13 protein-coding genes and 1 tRNA gene are annotated in these 16,219 nt (G+C 35.2%); 12 read left to right on the top strand and 2 right to left on the bottom strand.

Annotation, left to right across the window (positions count from 1 at the left end):
* Positions 1–261 precede the first annotated feature (261 nt).
* From BN1058_RS02880 to BN1058_RS02905, 6 genes are all read left to right on the top strand, one after another.
* Positions 262–1,563 (top strand): hemolysin family protein, encoded by a 1,302-nt coding sequence (locus BN1058_RS02880; protein WP_369688249.1) that lies wholly within the window; start codon positions 262–264, stop codon positions 1,561–1,563.
* A 198-nt stretch (positions 1,564–1,761) separates the two neighbouring features.
* Positions 1,762–2,622 (top strand): aldose epimerase family protein, encoded by an 861-nt coding sequence (locus tag BN1058_RS02885; protein WP_090852606.1) that lies wholly within the window; start codon positions 1,762–1,764, stop codon positions 2,620–2,622.
* Between the two features lie 92 nt (positions 2,623–2,714).
* Complete coding sequence (locus BN1058_RS02890) at positions 2,715–4,139, top strand: hypothetical protein (protein ID WP_090852609.1); 1,425 nt, start codon at positions 2,715–2,717, stop codon at positions 4,137–4,139.
* A 76-nt stretch (positions 4,140–4,215) separates the two neighbouring features.
* Positions 4,216–5,658 (top strand): DEAD/DEAH box helicase, encoded by a 1,443-nt coding sequence (locus tag BN1058_RS02895; RefSeq protein ID WP_090852612.1) that lies wholly within the window; start codon positions 4,216–4,218, stop codon positions 5,656–5,658.
* Between the two features lie 46 nt (positions 5,659–5,704).
* Complete coding sequence (locus BN1058_RS02900) at positions 5,705–6,688, top strand: Gfo/Idh/MocA family protein (protein ID WP_090852615.1); 984 nt, start codon at positions 5,705–5,707, stop codon at positions 6,686–6,688.
* 205 nt (positions 6,689–6,893) lie between these two features.
* On the top strand, positions 6,894–8,588 hold the full coding sequence (locus BN1058_RS02905) for an FAD-dependent oxidoreductase (protein WP_090852620.1): 1,695 nt from the start codon (positions 6,894–6,896) through the stop codon (positions 8,586–8,588).
* A gap of 81 nt (positions 8,589–8,669) precedes the next feature.
* Here BN1058_RS02905 and BN1058_RS02910 read toward each other — a convergent pair whose 3' ends face one another.
* Both BN1058_RS02910 and BN1058_RS02915 read right to left on the bottom strand, forming a co-directional pair.
* Positions 8,670–10,721: a CocE/NonD family hydrolase gene (locus BN1058_RS02910; RefSeq protein ID WP_090852623.1), complete on the bottom strand. Its 2,052-nt coding sequence runs from the start codon at positions 10,719–10,721 to the stop codon at positions 8,670–8,672.
* 11 nt (positions 10,722–10,732) lie between these two features.
* Positions 10,733–11,428, bottom strand: coding sequence for a TetR/AcrR family transcriptional regulator (locus BN1058_RS02915; protein WP_255306963.1), 696 nt, complete (start codon positions 11,426–11,428; stop codon positions 10,733–10,735).
* A 145-nt stretch (positions 11,429–11,573) separates the two neighbouring features.
* On the opposite strand from BN1058_RS02915, the gene BN1058_RS02920 reads away from it, so the two are divergent.
* The 6 genes from BN1058_RS02920 (at position 11,574) to nagB (ending at position 16,217) form a co-directional block, all read left to right on the top strand.
* A tRNA-Ser gene (locus BN1058_RS02920) sits at positions 11,574–11,666 on the top strand.
* Positions 11,667–11,755: 89 nt separating this feature from the next.
* Positions 11,756–12,676 (top strand): heme o synthase, encoded by a 921-nt coding sequence (cyoE, locus tag BN1058_RS02925; RefSeq protein WP_090852625.1) that lies wholly within the window; start codon positions 11,756–11,758, stop codon positions 12,674–12,676.
* A 203-nt stretch (positions 12,677–12,879) separates the two neighbouring features.
* Positions 12,880–13,146, top strand: coding sequence for an AbrB/MazE/SpoVT family DNA-binding domain-containing protein (locus tag BN1058_RS02930; protein WP_090852628.1), 267 nt, complete (start codon positions 12,880–12,882; stop codon positions 13,144–13,146).
* A 325-nt stretch (positions 13,147–13,471) separates the two neighbouring features.
* A complete protein-coding gene (locus BN1058_RS02935) occupies positions 13,472–14,200 on the top strand; it encodes an SIS domain-containing protein (RefSeq protein WP_090852631.1) in 729 nt (242 codons plus the stop codon).
* A gap of 102 nt (positions 14,201–14,302) precedes the next feature.
* Positions 14,303–15,475, top strand: coding sequence for an N-acetylglucosamine-6-phosphate deacetylase (gene nagA, locus BN1058_RS02940; RefSeq protein ID WP_090852633.1), 1,173 nt, complete (start codon positions 14,303–14,305; stop codon positions 15,473–15,475).
* 10 nt (positions 15,476–15,485) lie between these two features.
* The gene (gene nagB, locus BN1058_RS02945; RefSeq protein ID WP_090852636.1) at positions 15,486–16,217 is read left to right on the top strand and encodes a glucosamine-6-phosphate deaminase; all 732 of its coding nucleotides are present in this window, start codon (positions 15,486–15,488) and stop codon (positions 16,215–16,217) included.
* The last annotated feature ends 2 nt before the right edge of the window (positions 16,218–16,219 follow it).

A 16,219-nucleotide genomic window follows, 5' to 3' on the forward strand; every position in this document is an offset into this window, starting at 1 on the left:
GTCGACAATAAACGTTAAACGCTTCGCTACCTTTTTATAGAAAGAAGCGTGACTAATCCAATGTTTCACAAAATTGAAGCATGATTACAGTTTATTTTTTATATAGATAAAAATATATCATTTAAATAGTCGTATTATTGGATTAATCAAAATCAGAATGGTTAACTTTACAAAAATATTTGAGTATGAATGATTGAAACGGTATGATAATAGGGTATAGGATTCTATACATTATTAAAACAGGAGTTGTTTGGCGTGACGATGTCTATTCTGATCTTAATTATTTTGATTTTATTAAATGCCTTTTTTGCGGCATCAGAAATTGCGTTAGTATCATTAAATGATAACAAAGTGAAACGAGAAGCAGAGCGTGGAGACAAAAAGGCGAAGATGTTAGACAAGTTGTTAAAAGAACCAGGCCGCTTTCTAGCAACGATACAAATCGGCATTACATTGGCAGGTTTTCTAGCGAGTGCGTTTGCAGCTGATACGTTTGCAACCCCTTTAGCTGAAAACTTACATGAAATAGGAGTTCCGATCTCACTTGGGATTTTAAACACCATGTCGGTCATTGTAATTACGATTTTATTATCTTATTTTACCTTAGTGGTTGGGGAACTAGTACCAAAACAATTAGCTTTGCAGAAGGCGGAAGCGATTGCTAATTTCTCAGTGAAGCCCTTGACATTGTTATTCAAAATAAGTTTACCAGTTGTCTGGTTTTTAAATTTGTCTACCAATACACTTGTACGTTTATTTGGTGTCGATCCACATGCGGAAAATGAAGAGGCAACAGAAGAAGAAATTCGTATGATGGTTGATATTGGCGGAGAGAAAGGCACCATTCACACAGACGAAAAATTAATGATTAATAATATTTTTGAGTTTAATGACAAAGAAGTATCAGATATTATGACACATCGAACCGATATGTGTGCACTAGAAATAAATACTCCTTTGAATGAAGTAGTGAAAATTGTTAATGAAAAAAGATATACAAGGTTTCCTATCTATGAGGGAGATGTTGATCACATAATCGGAGTATTACACACAAAAGATTTAATACCTTATATCCAAAAAGATAAACGAGATTATGTCTTAGGTGATACGTTACGAAAACCTTATTTCGTGATGGAAACGCAGCGAATTGATGCGATCTTTAAAGAAATGCAAAAGAATAATGTCCATATTGCAATTATTGTGGATGAATATGGTGGAACGGATGGGTTAATTACGATTGAAGATCTTATAGAAGAGATTGTTGGTGAAATATCAAGTGAACATGGAGAATTAGATGAAGAAAATCATGAAATAATTAAGATTTCACCGTATGAATATCGTATTGCAGGTAATACCCATTTGTATGATATTGAGTATCAGCTGAGTTTGGATTTACCTGTTGATGATTATGAGACGTTAAATGGGTTTTTGGTTGGCGAGATTGGTTATATTCCCAATCGTGGTGAAAATCTTTCGATCACATATAAGAAAGTAACATTTAAGGTAGAGGAAGTATCTGATAAACGCATTGAAAAGGTATATGTAACCATTAATGAAAAATAAATCTCTATCAATTACTTTATTGTGCTAATAAAAGTGTGTATTGGATATGTTTTAATGCATCATCCCGTATAGTAAATTAATTTTTAAGAATGTAACATTTTTCATAGGATTGTTACTATCTTTCTTGTATAATGTTAACTATATTGATTTTTATAGAGAGAATTTTCAACCATTATAATTAGTAAGGGGCTATCTATTATGTACAAAATTGAAACATATGAAGAGAAGTCGTTTGTTATGTATCAGTTAAGCAGTGAAGATAATTCATCGTGGATCAAGGTTTGCCCAGAACGTGGTGGTATTATTATTGGTTATGGTGTAGATGGAAAAGAATATCTATACTTGAATGAGGAAACACTATATGACCGAAAACAGAATGTCCGTGGTGGTATTCCTATTCTATTCCCAATATCTGGTCAGTTAAAGGACAAGAAATATGATTGGGATGGTAAAACATATGAAATGCCGAATCATGGCCTTGCTCGTATTCATCCTTGGGAAGTGATTGATACAAAGTGTGATGAAGAAAAAGCTTCTATTTCGATTTTATTTGAAAGTAGTATCGGGACAAAAGGTACTTTCCCATTTGATTTTGAAGTTGTGTTCACCTACACATTAAAGCAAAATCAATTGTTTATTCATCAATCCTATCGTAATATGGATACAAAACAGATGCCGATATACCCTGGACTACATCCATATTTTAAAGCAAAGTCTAAAGTGATATCTTTAGATACAGAAGCAACTACTTATTTTGATTATAACGATAATGAAGAAAAGCCTTTTGATGGAAAAGTGGATATGGAAGGATTAAAGGAAGCGGTAGTACTTGAAACAGATCATCAAAAATTAGAAGCAAAATATGATGAACATATAGATTTACATATAGAGACTGGAAGTGAATTTCGCTATACAGTACTATGGACACAAGCAGGAAAAGATTTCGTTTGTATCGAGCCATTTGCTGCTAAAACTGGGGAACTAAATCGTAAGGACGAACTAATTATGGTAGAACCAAAAGATTCATTAGAAACATGGGTTAGTTTTCAAATTGTATAATAATCAAAATGGGACAAGGGGACAGGCACCGTGTCCCATTTTTTTATGGAAGCGTTAGCTGTCCGTTGTTTCATGATATAGGGAGGGTAGTGATGAGTTATCTAAAGAAATTAACTGGGATTGTGTTTACCTTTGCGATTCTAGCCTATGCATTTTTACATTATACAACTTATATAAGCCCAACTGAAAAAGGATTCTACTATCTTGGGATAGTTGGGATTACTGTACTTGTAACAGGGATGACACGCTTGTCTTTTCGTGCGCTTATTGTTCCAACATTTCTATTATTCGCTGCATTTCTAATCCAATGGTTGACTGGTGGTGGGTTTGTTAATCTACTTATTCAAGGTGTAAGTAAAATGTCCAACTTAATCACGCTTTTATTAATTGTACCAGTGATTAGTTGGATTCTTCGTGAAGAATCATATATTGATGCAATCATTCGATTAGGTCAGCGTTTATTTCATTCAAGTAAGAAATTCTATGTTGGTATCATGCTCGTAAATCAAATCATTGCTTATTTTTTATTATTTGGTTCTATACCAATGATGTATGAATTTATTAATGATTTTTTTCGGTCTAAAACAGGAGAAGCGTGGGAATATTTTAAAGGTACAGCCTTGTTGCGGTCGTTTGCTTTGACAACCTTATGGGTAGTTAGTATACCAAGCTTTGCTTTTGCAGTGGATCATTTAGGAGCATCACTTGGATGGACGATATTGCAAGGATTTGTTATTTCTATGTTAGGAATAGGCTTAGCATTAGTTTTTTTAACAAGAAAAGAGAAAGCATATCAGATTAATTTTACTATAGGAATTAAGGAAGAAATGCAACACCGACTCAATTCGGCAATGCCACAAAAGGAAGCCAAAAAATTAGTAGTTGAATTTTCTATTTTATTTGTTTCTTTGTTTAGTACTATTTTTGTTATTCACTTCTTATTAGGATGGAGTATACTTGCAATTATTCCGCCGATTATTGTGATCTGGACGGCAGGATACTTTATTTTTAAAAAAAGACCAGAACGGTTTGTTGCAGAATGCAAGGCATATATTGCAGTTGATATAAAGCAAAAGGCACAGCAATTCAGTCTGTTACTTGCAGCTGGAATGCTTATTTATGCAATAAATCAATCTGGAGTAAGCGAGTATATGGTAGATGCTTTGTTTTACTTAGCCGATGTGATTCCATTTATGAATTTCTTAGCAATTATCCCTTTTATGGCTATCATATTAGGGTTTTTAGGTTTGGGCCCTTTGACAGTTATTGTATTAGTTGCAGGTATATTGGAAAATGTTTCGTTAATTTATCCCTCTGAACTAGTTGTATTAGCAATGACTTCGGGAAGTGTTATTTCCGTAATGCTTTCACCAGTTGTTTTACCGGTGATTATTTTAAGTACAACCAATCGCCTTAGTATAATTAAAAATGGATTAGGTTTTAATTGGAGTTATGCATTTCTTTTTTACCTAATGGTGCAGTTGTATATTCAAACCGTTTGGTATATCATTGGCTAACAAAAGGAACTAAGAAAAAACAGCAGAGTGGGACAAGGTGCCTGACCCCTTGTCCCGTTAGAAATGGAGCGAGGTTATGCAATCATCCTTTGATGGATTTCAATTAGAATCAACTATTTTAGAAGCACTAAAACGCTTGGAATATACAAAACCTACCGATGTTCAACAAGAAGTTATTCCTCATTTATTAAAAGACAAAGACCTTATTGTTCAATCAAAAACTGGTAGTGGAAAAACCGCTGCCTTTGCGATTCCACTCTGTGAAAAGATAGAATGGTTAGAGAATAAACCACAAGCACTTGTATTGACACCAACAAGAGAGTTGGCACAACAAATCAAACTCGACATAACAAATATTGGGAGATACAAGCGGGTGAAAGCTGTATCTATCTTTGGGAAACAGTCGTTTGAAAAACAAAAATTAGCTTTAAAACAAAAGAATCATATTGTTGTAGGCACACCTGGAAGAATATTAGATCATTTAGAAAAGGGCACGTTGCCAGTAGAATCTATTCAATATTTGGTTATTGATGAAGCGGATGAGTTGTTTAATATGGGCTTCATCGATCAAGTCCGAGCAATTATTGAAAAAATGCCAACTCAGCGTGTAACAACTTTATTTTCAGCAACATTTCCCGAAGAAGTAGAAAGTATTTGTCAATCATACTTGACCAAACCGCTAACGATTAAATTAAGTAAAGATAATCAACTGGATAACCCTATTGTGCAATATGTTGTGCATGTAACAAATGACAAAAAATTCGATGTATTACAAGCATTGTTAATAACAGAAAATCCTGATAGTTGTATTATTTTCTGTCGTACACAGGAACAGGTAGATAAACTACTGAAACAATTAAAGACTTGTCATTATCCAGTTGAAAAGATTCATGGTGGAATGACCCAAGAAGATAGATTCCGGGTGATGGATGCGTTTAAAGCTTCTACATTTCGCTATTTAGTTGCAACAGATGTTGCAGCAAGAGGAATAGACGTAGCTAATATCCCGCTTATTCTTAATTTTGATATACCACTAGAAAAAGAAAGTTATCTTCATCGAATTGGTCGAACTGGGCGAGCCGGTAGGACTGGAAAAGCGATTACCTTTGCTACTAATAGTGAACAAAGATACGTGAATGTAATAGAAGAATATATAGGGCAAGAACTAATCGAATTAGCCGTGCCTTCTAATGAACGCATAAAGAAGTGTAAAGATTCCTTTCATAAGAAAATAAGTACAAAACCACAACCTGGAAAGTCAATGAAAAAGAAGCTTGATCAAGACATTATGAAACTTTATTTTAATGGAGGAAAAAAGAAAAAAATTCGGGCATTAGATTTTGTTGGTACGATTGCTAATATTGATGGTGTTTCCTCTAATGATATTGGTATCATTTCAATTGAATATAGTCATTCTTATATAGAAATTTTAAATGGTAAGGGTCCATTGGTTTTGGATGCAATGAAGCATAAAACAGTAAAAGGAAAACAATTGAAAGTGCACAAAGCCAGGGAGTAGAAATTGGGACAAGGGGTCTGACCCCAATTAGGAGGGAGAGTGTGTTATGATGAAAAAAATAAAATGGGGTATTCTAGCAACAGGTGATATTGCAACAGCTTTTGCGAGCGATTTAACTTATGTAGAGAATGGAGCGTGCTATGCTGTAGGCTCTAGAAATCTAACCAAGGCGCAGAAATTCGCTGACAAATTTGGTGCTACGCATGCATATGGTTCCTATGAAGAACTAGCAGCAGACCCAGATGTAGATGTGATTTATATCGCGACACCACACCCGTATCACAAAGAAAATGTACTAACATGTTTACGCGCTGGTAAAGCCGTTTTATGCGAGAAACCATTTACTGTTAATGCGAATGAATTAGAAGAATTAATTACTTACGCTAGAGACAAGAAATTGTTCTTAATGGAAGGCATGTGGACAAGGTTTTTACCAGCTATTCGTAAAGTGCGAGAATGGATTGCATCACATGAGATTGGTGATATTCGCCTTGTGAAGGCTGACTTTGGCATTCGAGCGCCATGGTTACCAGAATGGCGATTGCTTAATCCTGAACTTGGTGGTGGGGCATTATTAGATGTAGGTATATATTCTGTTTCTTTTACATCGATGATATTGGGAGCAAATCCTGAGAAGATTATGAGTACTGCACACTTAGGAGAAACAGGGGTAGATGAACATTTCTCTATTTTATTAACGTATCCTGAGGGCAAAACAGCTAGTTTAAATGGAGCGATTCGAGTTGGATTAAAGAATGAGGCAATCATTCATGGAACAAAAGGTTATATTCAAATTCCGTCCTTTCATAATGCTCGGGAAGCTTCTTTACATGTAGGTGAAACCGTTCAAACATTTAAAGATAATCGTGAGGTATTAGGATTCCGGTTTGAAGCAGAAGAGGTAGGACGATTACTTCAAAACAATCAGAAAGAAAGCGATATCATCTCATTAGATGAATCACTAGCAATTATGAAGTTAATGGATAGTATTCGAGAACAATGGGGATTAACCTATCCATTTGAAGAATAAAAGGACAGGGACAAGGGGTCAGGCTCTTTGTCCCGTTTTTTTGTTTCAGATCTATTGAGTTAAATTATGAACACTTTATGAATATCAAATTTTTTTATTGCATTTATATACCCCTAATGGTATTATTGATCTGTGAAATAAATAACGATGAAATTGTAAAAAATGAATAGAGAATATTTTATTATGTATATTGGAGGTTTTATTAATGGGTAAACGTGTATTAGTAGTAGGTGGCGTAGCTGGTGGTGCTTCTGTTGCCGCAAGAGTTCGCCGTTTAGATGAAGAAGCAGAGATTATTATGTTTGAAAGAGGCCCACATGTTTCTTTTTCAAACTGTGCTTTACCTTATCATTTGAGCGGTGAAATTGCAGATAGTAATCGTCTTGTATTAATGAACCCAGAAAAATTTGATGTGCAATATCGTATTGAAGCACGAACAAATAGTGAGGTTGTAAAAATCAATCGTGATCGAAAAACAGTTACAGTAAAAAATACACAAACAAATGAGGAATATGAAGAAAAATACGATGATTTAGTTCTTTCTCCAGGAGCAAATCCAATTGTACCACCAATTGAAGGAGCCGATCATGCGCATGTATTCACTGTGCGTAACGTAGTTGATATTGAAAAGTTAAATCAATATGTTCAACAAAAAGATATTGAAAATGTTGCAGTTATTGGTGGCGGATTTATTGGAATTGAAGTGGCAGAGAACTTAGCGTATGCAGGAAAAAAAGTATCTTTGGTGGAAGCGCAAAACCAAGTAATGGCTCCATTTGATTATGATATGGTGCAAATATTGCATAAAGAAATGATGGATAAAGGCATTAATTTGGTATTAAGTGATGGGATTACTAAAGTAGAAGCAAACCAAATTGAATTACAATCAGGTAATAAAGTATCTGCTGATGCCGTTGTAATGGCGATTGGTGTTCGTCCAGAAACAGCCCTTGCCAAAGAAGCTGGCCTAGAAATAGGTACCACTGGTGGTATTAAGGTAGATCATAATTATCGAACAACCGATCATGCGATTTATGCAGTGGGTGATGCAATTGAGGTTCATCATAAAATTACCGGTCAAAAAACACGTCTTGCATTAGCTGGTCCAGCACAACGACAAGCACGTGCAGCAGCAGATCATATGTATGGCATTCCACATCGTAATACTGGGGTAATTGGCTCATCAGGTATAAAAATATTTGATTTAAATGCTGCATCTACTGGTATTAATGAGAAGCAAGCTAAATCAGCAAAAATAGATTATGATTATGTTTATGTTATTCCAATAGATAAAGTTGGTATTATGCCAGGAAGTAATGTGATGCACTTTAAATTACTATTTGAAGTACCAACAGGGAAAATCCTTGGTGCTCAGGCAATTGGAAAAGGAAATGTTGATAAGCGTATTGATGTGATCGCTACAATGATTATGATGAACGGTACCTTGGAAGATCTAAAAGAACTCGAATTAGTGTATTCACCTGTTTACGGTACCGCAAAAGATGTAGTAAACTTTGCTGCACTTGTGGGATTAAACATCTTAAATGGTGATGTGAAACAAGTGAAAGTGTCTGATGCAAGAGAGTTAGTGGAAAATGATGCGTTTATTATTGATGCGAGAGAGAAAAAAGAATATGAAGCTGGACATCTAAAAACGGCAAAAAATATTCCTTTAAGTGAGTTCAGAAATCGATTGGATGAGATTCCAGCGGATCAACCAGTGTATATTCATTGTCGTTCGGGTCAGCGTAGTTATAATGTGGTTGCTGCTCTACGCAACATGGGCTATGATAAGGTGTATAATATGTCAGGATCCTTTTTAGGTATTTCATTATATGAATACTTTAATGATCAAACACAACAAAGAGAACCAATTGTAACGAAATATAATTTTAAATAACCAACACCATAATCGAGCGTTTTGATAGTAAGAATGAATAAAGCAAAGGTAGTGCATGTGTATATGCACTACCTTTTTACTTTAGTTAAAGTCTCTAGGGATTTTTGTTTCCCATGTTTTTGTTGTTAATTCTTTCTCATTCTCATAAGCAGTTATTGTATTAGTCAGATAGAAGTATTCAAGATCACCATACATCTCACTATTTGTAATTAATTTCGTTTGCCAGTCGCCTCGTCCGACTGTTAACTCCCAGTCACATTGGATATGTGCTGATAGTGGATCATTTTCTTTTATGGTATAAATATTTTTGTTAATACTTCCGAATGAATTACCACTTTCTACCAATAATCTATCACCGGCATCAGAATAATCAATTAACTGCCAAACTTGTTCAATTGGTTTGTGGACAATATCAAATGTACGCTCATCTTCTCTTAACGTTTTTCTTTCAGTAACGGGTGCTGTTTCTGGAATATCAAATCGATCTGCTTGTTGATCTTCCGGCTGAATTGTTCGAGTTGGAAGCTCGATATATGTTTGCTCTCCAGTATACAACGTGACTTGAACGGGTTTAGGAGATGGCCAAGCTTTTGTCCAGTATGTTGGTGCAATAGCCACTTCTAATTGATGTCCAACGGGAATCTGTTGTCCTAATGCATCTAACTGTATCGTAATGTCATATTGTTTACCTGGTACAAGTGCTTCAGGATGTTCGTGCGATTGATAATGATTTAAATTTAACATTCCCCAGCTAATTAATGTTGATTCCCCAGTTGGTGCTTTATCCATCAATCGAACAGCTAGTAATGCATTTTCTTGGTCAACAGCAATACGACCATGAAAGACAGGGTGCCCAAGTAATTCCATTTTTTCTGTTAATGGCTCAGAAGTAAATACCGTGGCTTTTCCATTTTCTAACCGTTGATCTCCTGGAAAATCGCCAGCTTGACCAAATGGACAGAATAATCCAGCATATAAGCCATGTTCTTGTCTATTAGCAATATTCATTGCTGTAGCGTCTGTTAATTGTGTCGATAACTGTTGTTGATTGAAATAATAAGGCTTGTAATTAATACTTTTAGCTGGCCATGTGGTATCTGCAACCCATCTGCCTGGACGTGACTCATAACTTGCAGCTGGTTTGGCACTCTCTTGCATCCAAGTAATCAATTCTGGTTCTTCCGTTATGCCAGTATCCTCTTCTTTAAGCCACTGATCCCACCATCTTAGTGCTTCTTGTAAAAAGCCAATAGCAGGTTCAGGTGTAGCCACCTCAGGATACTCATGCACCCATGGACCAATTAGCCCTTTTGTTGGAGCATCAATGTTTTCCAAAATGCGAAATACAGCATCGGTATAACCATCATACCAACCACTAACAGCAAATACTGGTATGTTTATATCTGTATAGTCCTCACAAATGGATCCATGTTTCCAATAATCATCTCTTCGTTGGTGACGTAGCCATTCTTCAACATAAGGAGGCGTATTTTCAACTCGATCAATCCAATTCTCTCTCCAACTTTCGCCTACAACTTCAGGATCCTGTGGTCTAGCACTATAAGCAAACATGGTTGATGACCACCAGAGCATATCAGAAGCTAAAATATTTCCTCCGCGGTAATGCACATCATCACTGTAGCGGTCATCTGTTGAGCAAAGTGTAATGATTGCTTTTAACGCAGGGTGGTTTCTTGCGGCAACTTGTAAACTATTAAATCCACCCCATGACTTACCGAACATACCAATCTTACCAGTTGACCATGGTTGATTTACGATCCAATCGAATACTTCAAGGGCATCGTCTTGTTCTTGTTTTAAATATTCATCCATTAAAATACCATCTGAATCTCCACTTCCTCGTATATCGACACGAATACTAGCATAACCATGACCAGCAAAATATGGATGACGAGCAGAATCTCGAATAGCGGTAAAATCATTTTTACGATAAGGAATGTATTCTAATAAAGCAGGAACAGGATGTGTTTCCGCGTCCTCAGGCAACCAAATCGTAGCCGCTAATTTTGCACCGTCAGACATTGGGATCCAAATATTTTCTATTTTCTTTACCTTTCTTGGGTAATCTGTCTTCACACGTCTATTTTCTGAATCTTTAATATTAAAAACCATTTCTTTTCCCCCTAGTTATTTAGATTAAAATTAATTTGTGATTGCTTATCTATGGCAATATAATGCATCACTAGCTCTTTTACGTAGGAAAGGGTAATTTCAATTGCTTCCTCTTTTGTCCATTTCCTTCTTTGATTCATATAGGTACTCATGATTCCTTTCCAAATCATAAACGTCATATCGGATATTCGTTCGACATCTTTTTGTTGAATAAACCCTTCAGTGACTGCCGGTGCAATGTACAAAGCACTTCGCTTGGAAAAATCGTGCTCCATAATGATTGGTTTAATTTCTTCAGGAAGTCCAACTAATTCCATGGAGAAAACATCATAATAAGAAGCAAGCATATCTTTTGGTGAATCACCTAAGTTTTCTGTAAAGATAATGGAGTAGATATGTGGGTTATCAAAACTATGTAAACAAAAACATTGCCATGCATAAAGCCATTTTTCTACTGTATTTTTGCCCTTTGCCACATACGTTGGTAAGTCATTAATATAATTGGTTGTAAAATGCATGGCAGCAAAAAATTTTAAATGGGATAAGTCTTTAAAATAATTGTAAGCAGTAGAACTTGTATAACCAGCTCGCTCTGCAATTTTTCGAATGGTTATTTGTTCAACTCCTTCTTCTTCAATGATCTCTACAGCACCATCAAGAAAATATCTCCACATTCTTTCGCGTTGTATCGTTTTTCGATTTTTCAACGTGCAACCTCCAATAATGAACGCATTCATTTTATGAACGTGTTCACGTTTAGTTAATACCATTTTAACAAATAAGTTTTATTTGTCAAAAAATACTCCTTGCAACTAATTTAAATTTTTACTAGAATAACATGTGTTCATCAATGGAGGAGTACCCAAGTTCGGCTGAAGGGGATGCACTCGAAATGCATTAGGACGGGCAACTGTTGCGTGGGTTCGAATCCCACCTCCTCCGCCATTTATACCTCTATTTGTCAGTTGCTATACGCATCTTTTTTTTCTTCAACATGTTATAATAAGAATATCACTTTATTGGGGGAAATAAAGATGAAGCAACTTTCTACAATGTCCACACCTACAACAAAATCAAATGAAACCTCATTCTTACAAGGTGTAAAGGCTCTTTTTAAAGGTCTTGTGCTTGTTTCCAATATACTACCAGTACTTGCTGGAATAACCGCAGCACTTTACACAAATCAAATGATCACTCAACATCCATTGCTAACTACTATTCTAACCTTATTAGGTACAACATGTGTCATTGCTGGTGCGCTTGTATTTAACAATTGGTATGATGCAGATATAGATGCAGTGATGAAACGAACGATGCATCGTCCCACCGTTACCGGTCAGTTCTCGCTATCTAGTGTTTTTAATATTGCTATTATACTATCTGTCTTAGGATTTATTTTATTAAGCTTTACAACGCTTTTAGCTGTTATCTTTGCTTTGATCGGCTGGATTACCTATGTCTTTTTATATACCATGTGGTCCAAACGAAGATATACGTGGAATACGATTATAGGTAGTGTTTCGGGAGCGGTTACACCATTAATTGGTTGGTTTGCAATCACATCAGAGCTCTCACTTATCCCTTTTGCAATGGTTCTTATCCTTTTTCTCTGGCAAATGCCTCATACGTATGTTATTGCTATTAAGAAATATAATGAATATAAAATAGCAGGAGTAAAAATGCTTCCTGTAACGCATGGAATAGCAACAGCAAAAAGAAGAACAACATATTATTTGGCCAGTTTGATCCCTAGTTCTTTGATGTTTTATCCACTTAGTCCTGTGTTTACCATAATTGCGGTTCTTATGGCTAGTATCGGGTTGATCATTGCTGTCACTAGTTATGTTAACCAAAAGGATGATTGGAAATGGGCCAATAGAATCTTTCTTTTTTCAGTTAATTACATTATGTTCCTTTTTATAGGAATCGTTATTACGACATTTATTTTATACTAAAGGTATGTAGTCCATCTATTAGACAAAAGTACAGTAGAATCGGCTGATCAGGACTTGTTTATCTATTAAACGATTTGTTTGCTAGTTAAAAAGTCTAGTATTTTTTTAAAAGAGTAGTAATATTTTCATAAAAAGGAATTACAAACTTTGAAAAAATGTGATATTCTTGTAGAAAAGAATACTATTCAGGGGGAATGTGCCAAATGAAAAGTACAGGTATTGTTAGAAAAACGGATCATTTAGGACGAATTGTATTACCTAAAGAATTGCGTACATCTTTAAATATTGCGAATAAAGACCCATTAGAAATATTTACAGATAGTGATCGCATTGTCTTACGTAAATTTAATTCAAATAGAGCGTGTATGATTACAGGGGAAGTAAGTGATCAAAATCAATCATTCTTTGATGGGAAAATTACGTTAAGCCCAAGAGGAATCGAATTATTACAAAAGGAATTGCAATCATAAATTATTTTTAGGCGAGTGTATGTGTTTAGAACATGTATTCTCGCTTTTTTAACAGAAAGCTCTTTTTCTAAAAAGGTACTATAAAAAGCAAGTAGGTATGATCTAATAAGTCTTTGATTCCTTGTATTTTTTAGCGGCTCTGTCATGTAACACTTGTGTTACATGACAGAGTCGTTATGCTTGTCGAAGTAAAATGGAGGATGTATTCTTCCAATTTGTCTTTTATTTCGACTCTCTAAACTAGCTAAAATCGTATGTTTCAGTTATGTTTAATATATAAGATGTGAAAATCTCTTTAAACATACTAGGTAATAGGAGAGAGAATATGTTACATGATTATTTTAAAAAAGTAACCGATTTATTAAAACAAGTAGAAAATCAAGAGGAAATAGTCATTAGGAAAGCAGGAAAAAAAATTGCTCAAGCAATTGAAAATGAAAAAATTATTCATTTGTTTGGATGTGGTCACTCACATATTTTAATGGAAGAGTTTTTTTATCGAGCAGGTGGACTTGTTCCAGTTCGACCTATTTTTCATGAACCACTCATGCTTCATGAAGGTGGTCAAAGATCTTCGCAATTAGAAAAGCAACCTAATTATGCTAAACAATTTATGATAGATCAACCGATTGAACCTGGTGATGTTTGTATTGTACTATCTACATCTGGTTTGAATCCTGTTCCTATTGATGTTGCCCAAATCAGTAAAGATAAAGGGGCATTTGTGATTGGTTTAACCTCTATTCCTTATTCAACAAGCCAATCACCACGACACCAATCAGGTAAGCGTTTAATGGATGTTGTTGATTTAGTTATTAATAATAAAGCGCCAATTGGAGATGCTATCCTTATGCATGAAGAAGTGACTGTACCTTTTTCATCAAGTTCTACATTAATTGGTGTAGCTATTCTTCATGCAGTCTTTGCAGAGGCAATCAAGATGATGGGAGATAAAGGGATTGAAGCGCCAGTTTTTGTTAGTGGGAACATTGAAGGATCGGCTACTCACAATCAAAAGTTAGTAGAGAAATATCAAAATCGAATAAATTTTTAATAGGTAGTAAATAAATTAGGGGAAAACAGGGATTGGTATAGACAACTATAGAATTTTTATGCTAATCTTACTATATGAAATATACTAGCAAGGAGCGGTCATATGTCCAATAATGAAGCACTTTTAATTAAGAATGTGCGTGTAATCACAGAGACAGAATGTAAAGAAAATGGGTATATTAAAGTAGTTGATGGTAAAATCGCAACTATCTCAGATGAAATGCCTGAAGATGCGAATATCTCTGTTGTTAATGGAGAAGGTTTAACTGCTATACCAGGTTTTATTGATTCACATATCCATGGTGCAGATGGCGCAGATGTAATGGATGCTACACCTGAAGCAATTGAAACAATGGCAAAGGCACTTCCTAAAGAGGGAACAACAAGCTTTCTAGCTACTACCATTACACAATCTGATCAAAATATTGAAGCAGCACTTAAAAATATAGGTACATATGTTAGTAAAGAAGGACAAGCAGAAGTGGTTGGTGTGCACTTAGAGGGGCCTTTTATATCTAACAAGCGTGCTGGTGCACAACCAGAAAAGTTTATTCAAAAAGCCGATATTGAAAAATTTAATCATTGGCAAACATTAGCACAAAAGAAAATTAAAACAATTACAATGGCACCTGAAACTGATCCAGATGGGGCGTTTATTAAGGCATTGAGTGCACAAGGTATTAATGTATCTGCAGGACATACTGATGCCGGCATTGAAGAAATGAAATTAGCTGTATCACAAGGTGTCAGTCAAGTAACACATATAGCGAATGCAATGACTGGGATTCATCATCGAGATATTGGTGTTGTGGGTGCTACCCTATTACTCGATCAAATTAAAGCAGAACTAATTGCAGATGGGATCCACGTATCACCAGAAATGATTGAGTTAATTTATCAAAATATTGGTAGTGAACGCTTGATGTTAATCACTGATGCGCTCAGAGCTAAATGTTTACCACCTGGAGAATATGATTTGGGCGGCCAAATGGCTACAGTTAATAATGAGAAAGCTGTTTTATCCGATGGTACATTGGCAGGAAGTATCTTACGTATGGTGGATGCAGCCAAAAATATGTCTGCATTTACTGAAGCACAAATACAAGACATTGTACAAATGACAGCTGTAAACCCTGCAAAACAATTGGATATTTTTGATCGTAAGGGAAGTATTACACAAGGTAAAGATGCAGATATTGTATTAATTGATAATAATTGGAATGTGCGCTATACTCTTTGTAGAGGTAATGTTGCATATTCATATGAACAGGAATAGGAGAGATTATATGGATTTTATTATTGTAGATAATTATGAAGAAATGAGTAAATCAGCTGCTGCAATCTTTGTAGAGAACGTGAATAAGAAACCAGATACAGTGTTAGGTTTAGCAACTGGCTCTACACCAGAAAGATTTTATGAGCTGTTAATTAATGAATATAAGGAAAATAACGTTTCTTTTGAAAATGTAACAAGTTTCAATTTAGATGAATATGTTGGTATTTCACCAAAAAATTCACAAAGTTACCATTACTACATGAATGAGAAACTTTTTAATCATATTAACTTGCCATCTGAACAGGCACATCTTCCAGAAGGAAAGACAGATCATTTACAAGAAGCTTGTGAGGAGTATGAACAAAAGATTAATACAGCAGGTGGTATTGATCTTCAACTATTAGGAATTGGATTGAATGGACATATTGGCTTTAATGAGCCAGGCACTTCGTTTGATCAAGAGACTCATGTAGTTGACTTGGCACCATCCACACGTGAAGCGAATGCTCGTTTCTTTGATTCTATTGATGAAGTACCAACAAAAGCCATCACAATGGGAATTAAAACAATCATGCAAAGTAAACAGATCGTTTTATTAATTTCTGGTGAGAAGAAAGCAGATTGTTTATATCAATTAGTAAATGATCCAGTAAGTGAAGATTTCCCTGCTTCTATTTTAAATCAACATCCAAATGTAACAATCATTGCTGACAAAGCAGCAGCATCAAAAATAAATAAATAAAA

The organism is Paraliobacillus sp. PM-2, from assembly GCF_001368815.1.
In the GTDB taxonomy this organism is placed as follows: domain Bacteria; phylum Bacillota; class Bacilli; order Bacillales; family Amphibacillaceae; genus Paraliobacillus.

Coding starts and splice junctions, on each gene's coding strand:
- cyoE (WP_090852625.1), top strand. CDS start 11,756: ATGAAGCAACTTTCTACAATGTCCACACCTACAACAAAATCAAATGAA.
- BN1058_RS02895 (WP_090852612.1), top strand. CDS start 4,216: ATGCAATCATCCTTTGATGGATTTCAATTAGAATCAACTATTTTAGAA.
- nagB (WP_090852636.1), top strand. CDS start 15,486: ATGGATTTTATTATTGTAGATAATTATGAAGAAATGAGTAAATCAGCT.
- BN1058_RS02905 (WP_090852620.1), top strand. CDS start 6,894: ATGGGTAAACGTGTATTAGTAGTAGGTGGCGTAGCTGGTGGTGCTTCT.
- nagA (WP_090852633.1), top strand. CDS start 14,303: ATGTCCAATAATGAAGCACTTTTAATTAAGAATGTGCGTGTAATCACA.
- BN1058_RS02880 (WP_369688249.1), top strand. CDS start 262: ATGTCTATTCTGATCTTAATTATTTTGATTTTATTAAATGCCTTTTTT.
- BN1058_RS02910 (WP_090852623.1), bottom strand. CDS start 10,721: ATGGTTTTTAATATTAAAGATTCAGAAAATAGACGTGTGAAGACAGAT.
- BN1058_RS02885 (WP_090852606.1), top strand. CDS start 1,762: ATGTACAAAATTGAAACATATGAAGAGAAGTCGTTTGTTATGTATCAG.
- BN1058_RS02935 (WP_090852631.1), top strand. CDS start 13,472: ATGTTACATGATTATTTTAAAAAAGTAACCGATTTATTAAAACAAGTA.
- BN1058_RS02900 (WP_090852615.1), top strand. CDS start 5,705: ATGATGAAAAAAATAAAATGGGGTATTCTAGCAACAGGTGATATTGCA.
- BN1058_RS02890 (WP_090852609.1), top strand. CDS start 2,715: ATGAGTTATCTAAAGAAATTAACTGGGATTGTGTTTACCTTTGCGATT.
- BN1058_RS02930 (WP_090852628.1), top strand. CDS start 12,880: ATGAAAAGTACAGGTATTGTTAGAAAAACGGATCATTTAGGACGAATT.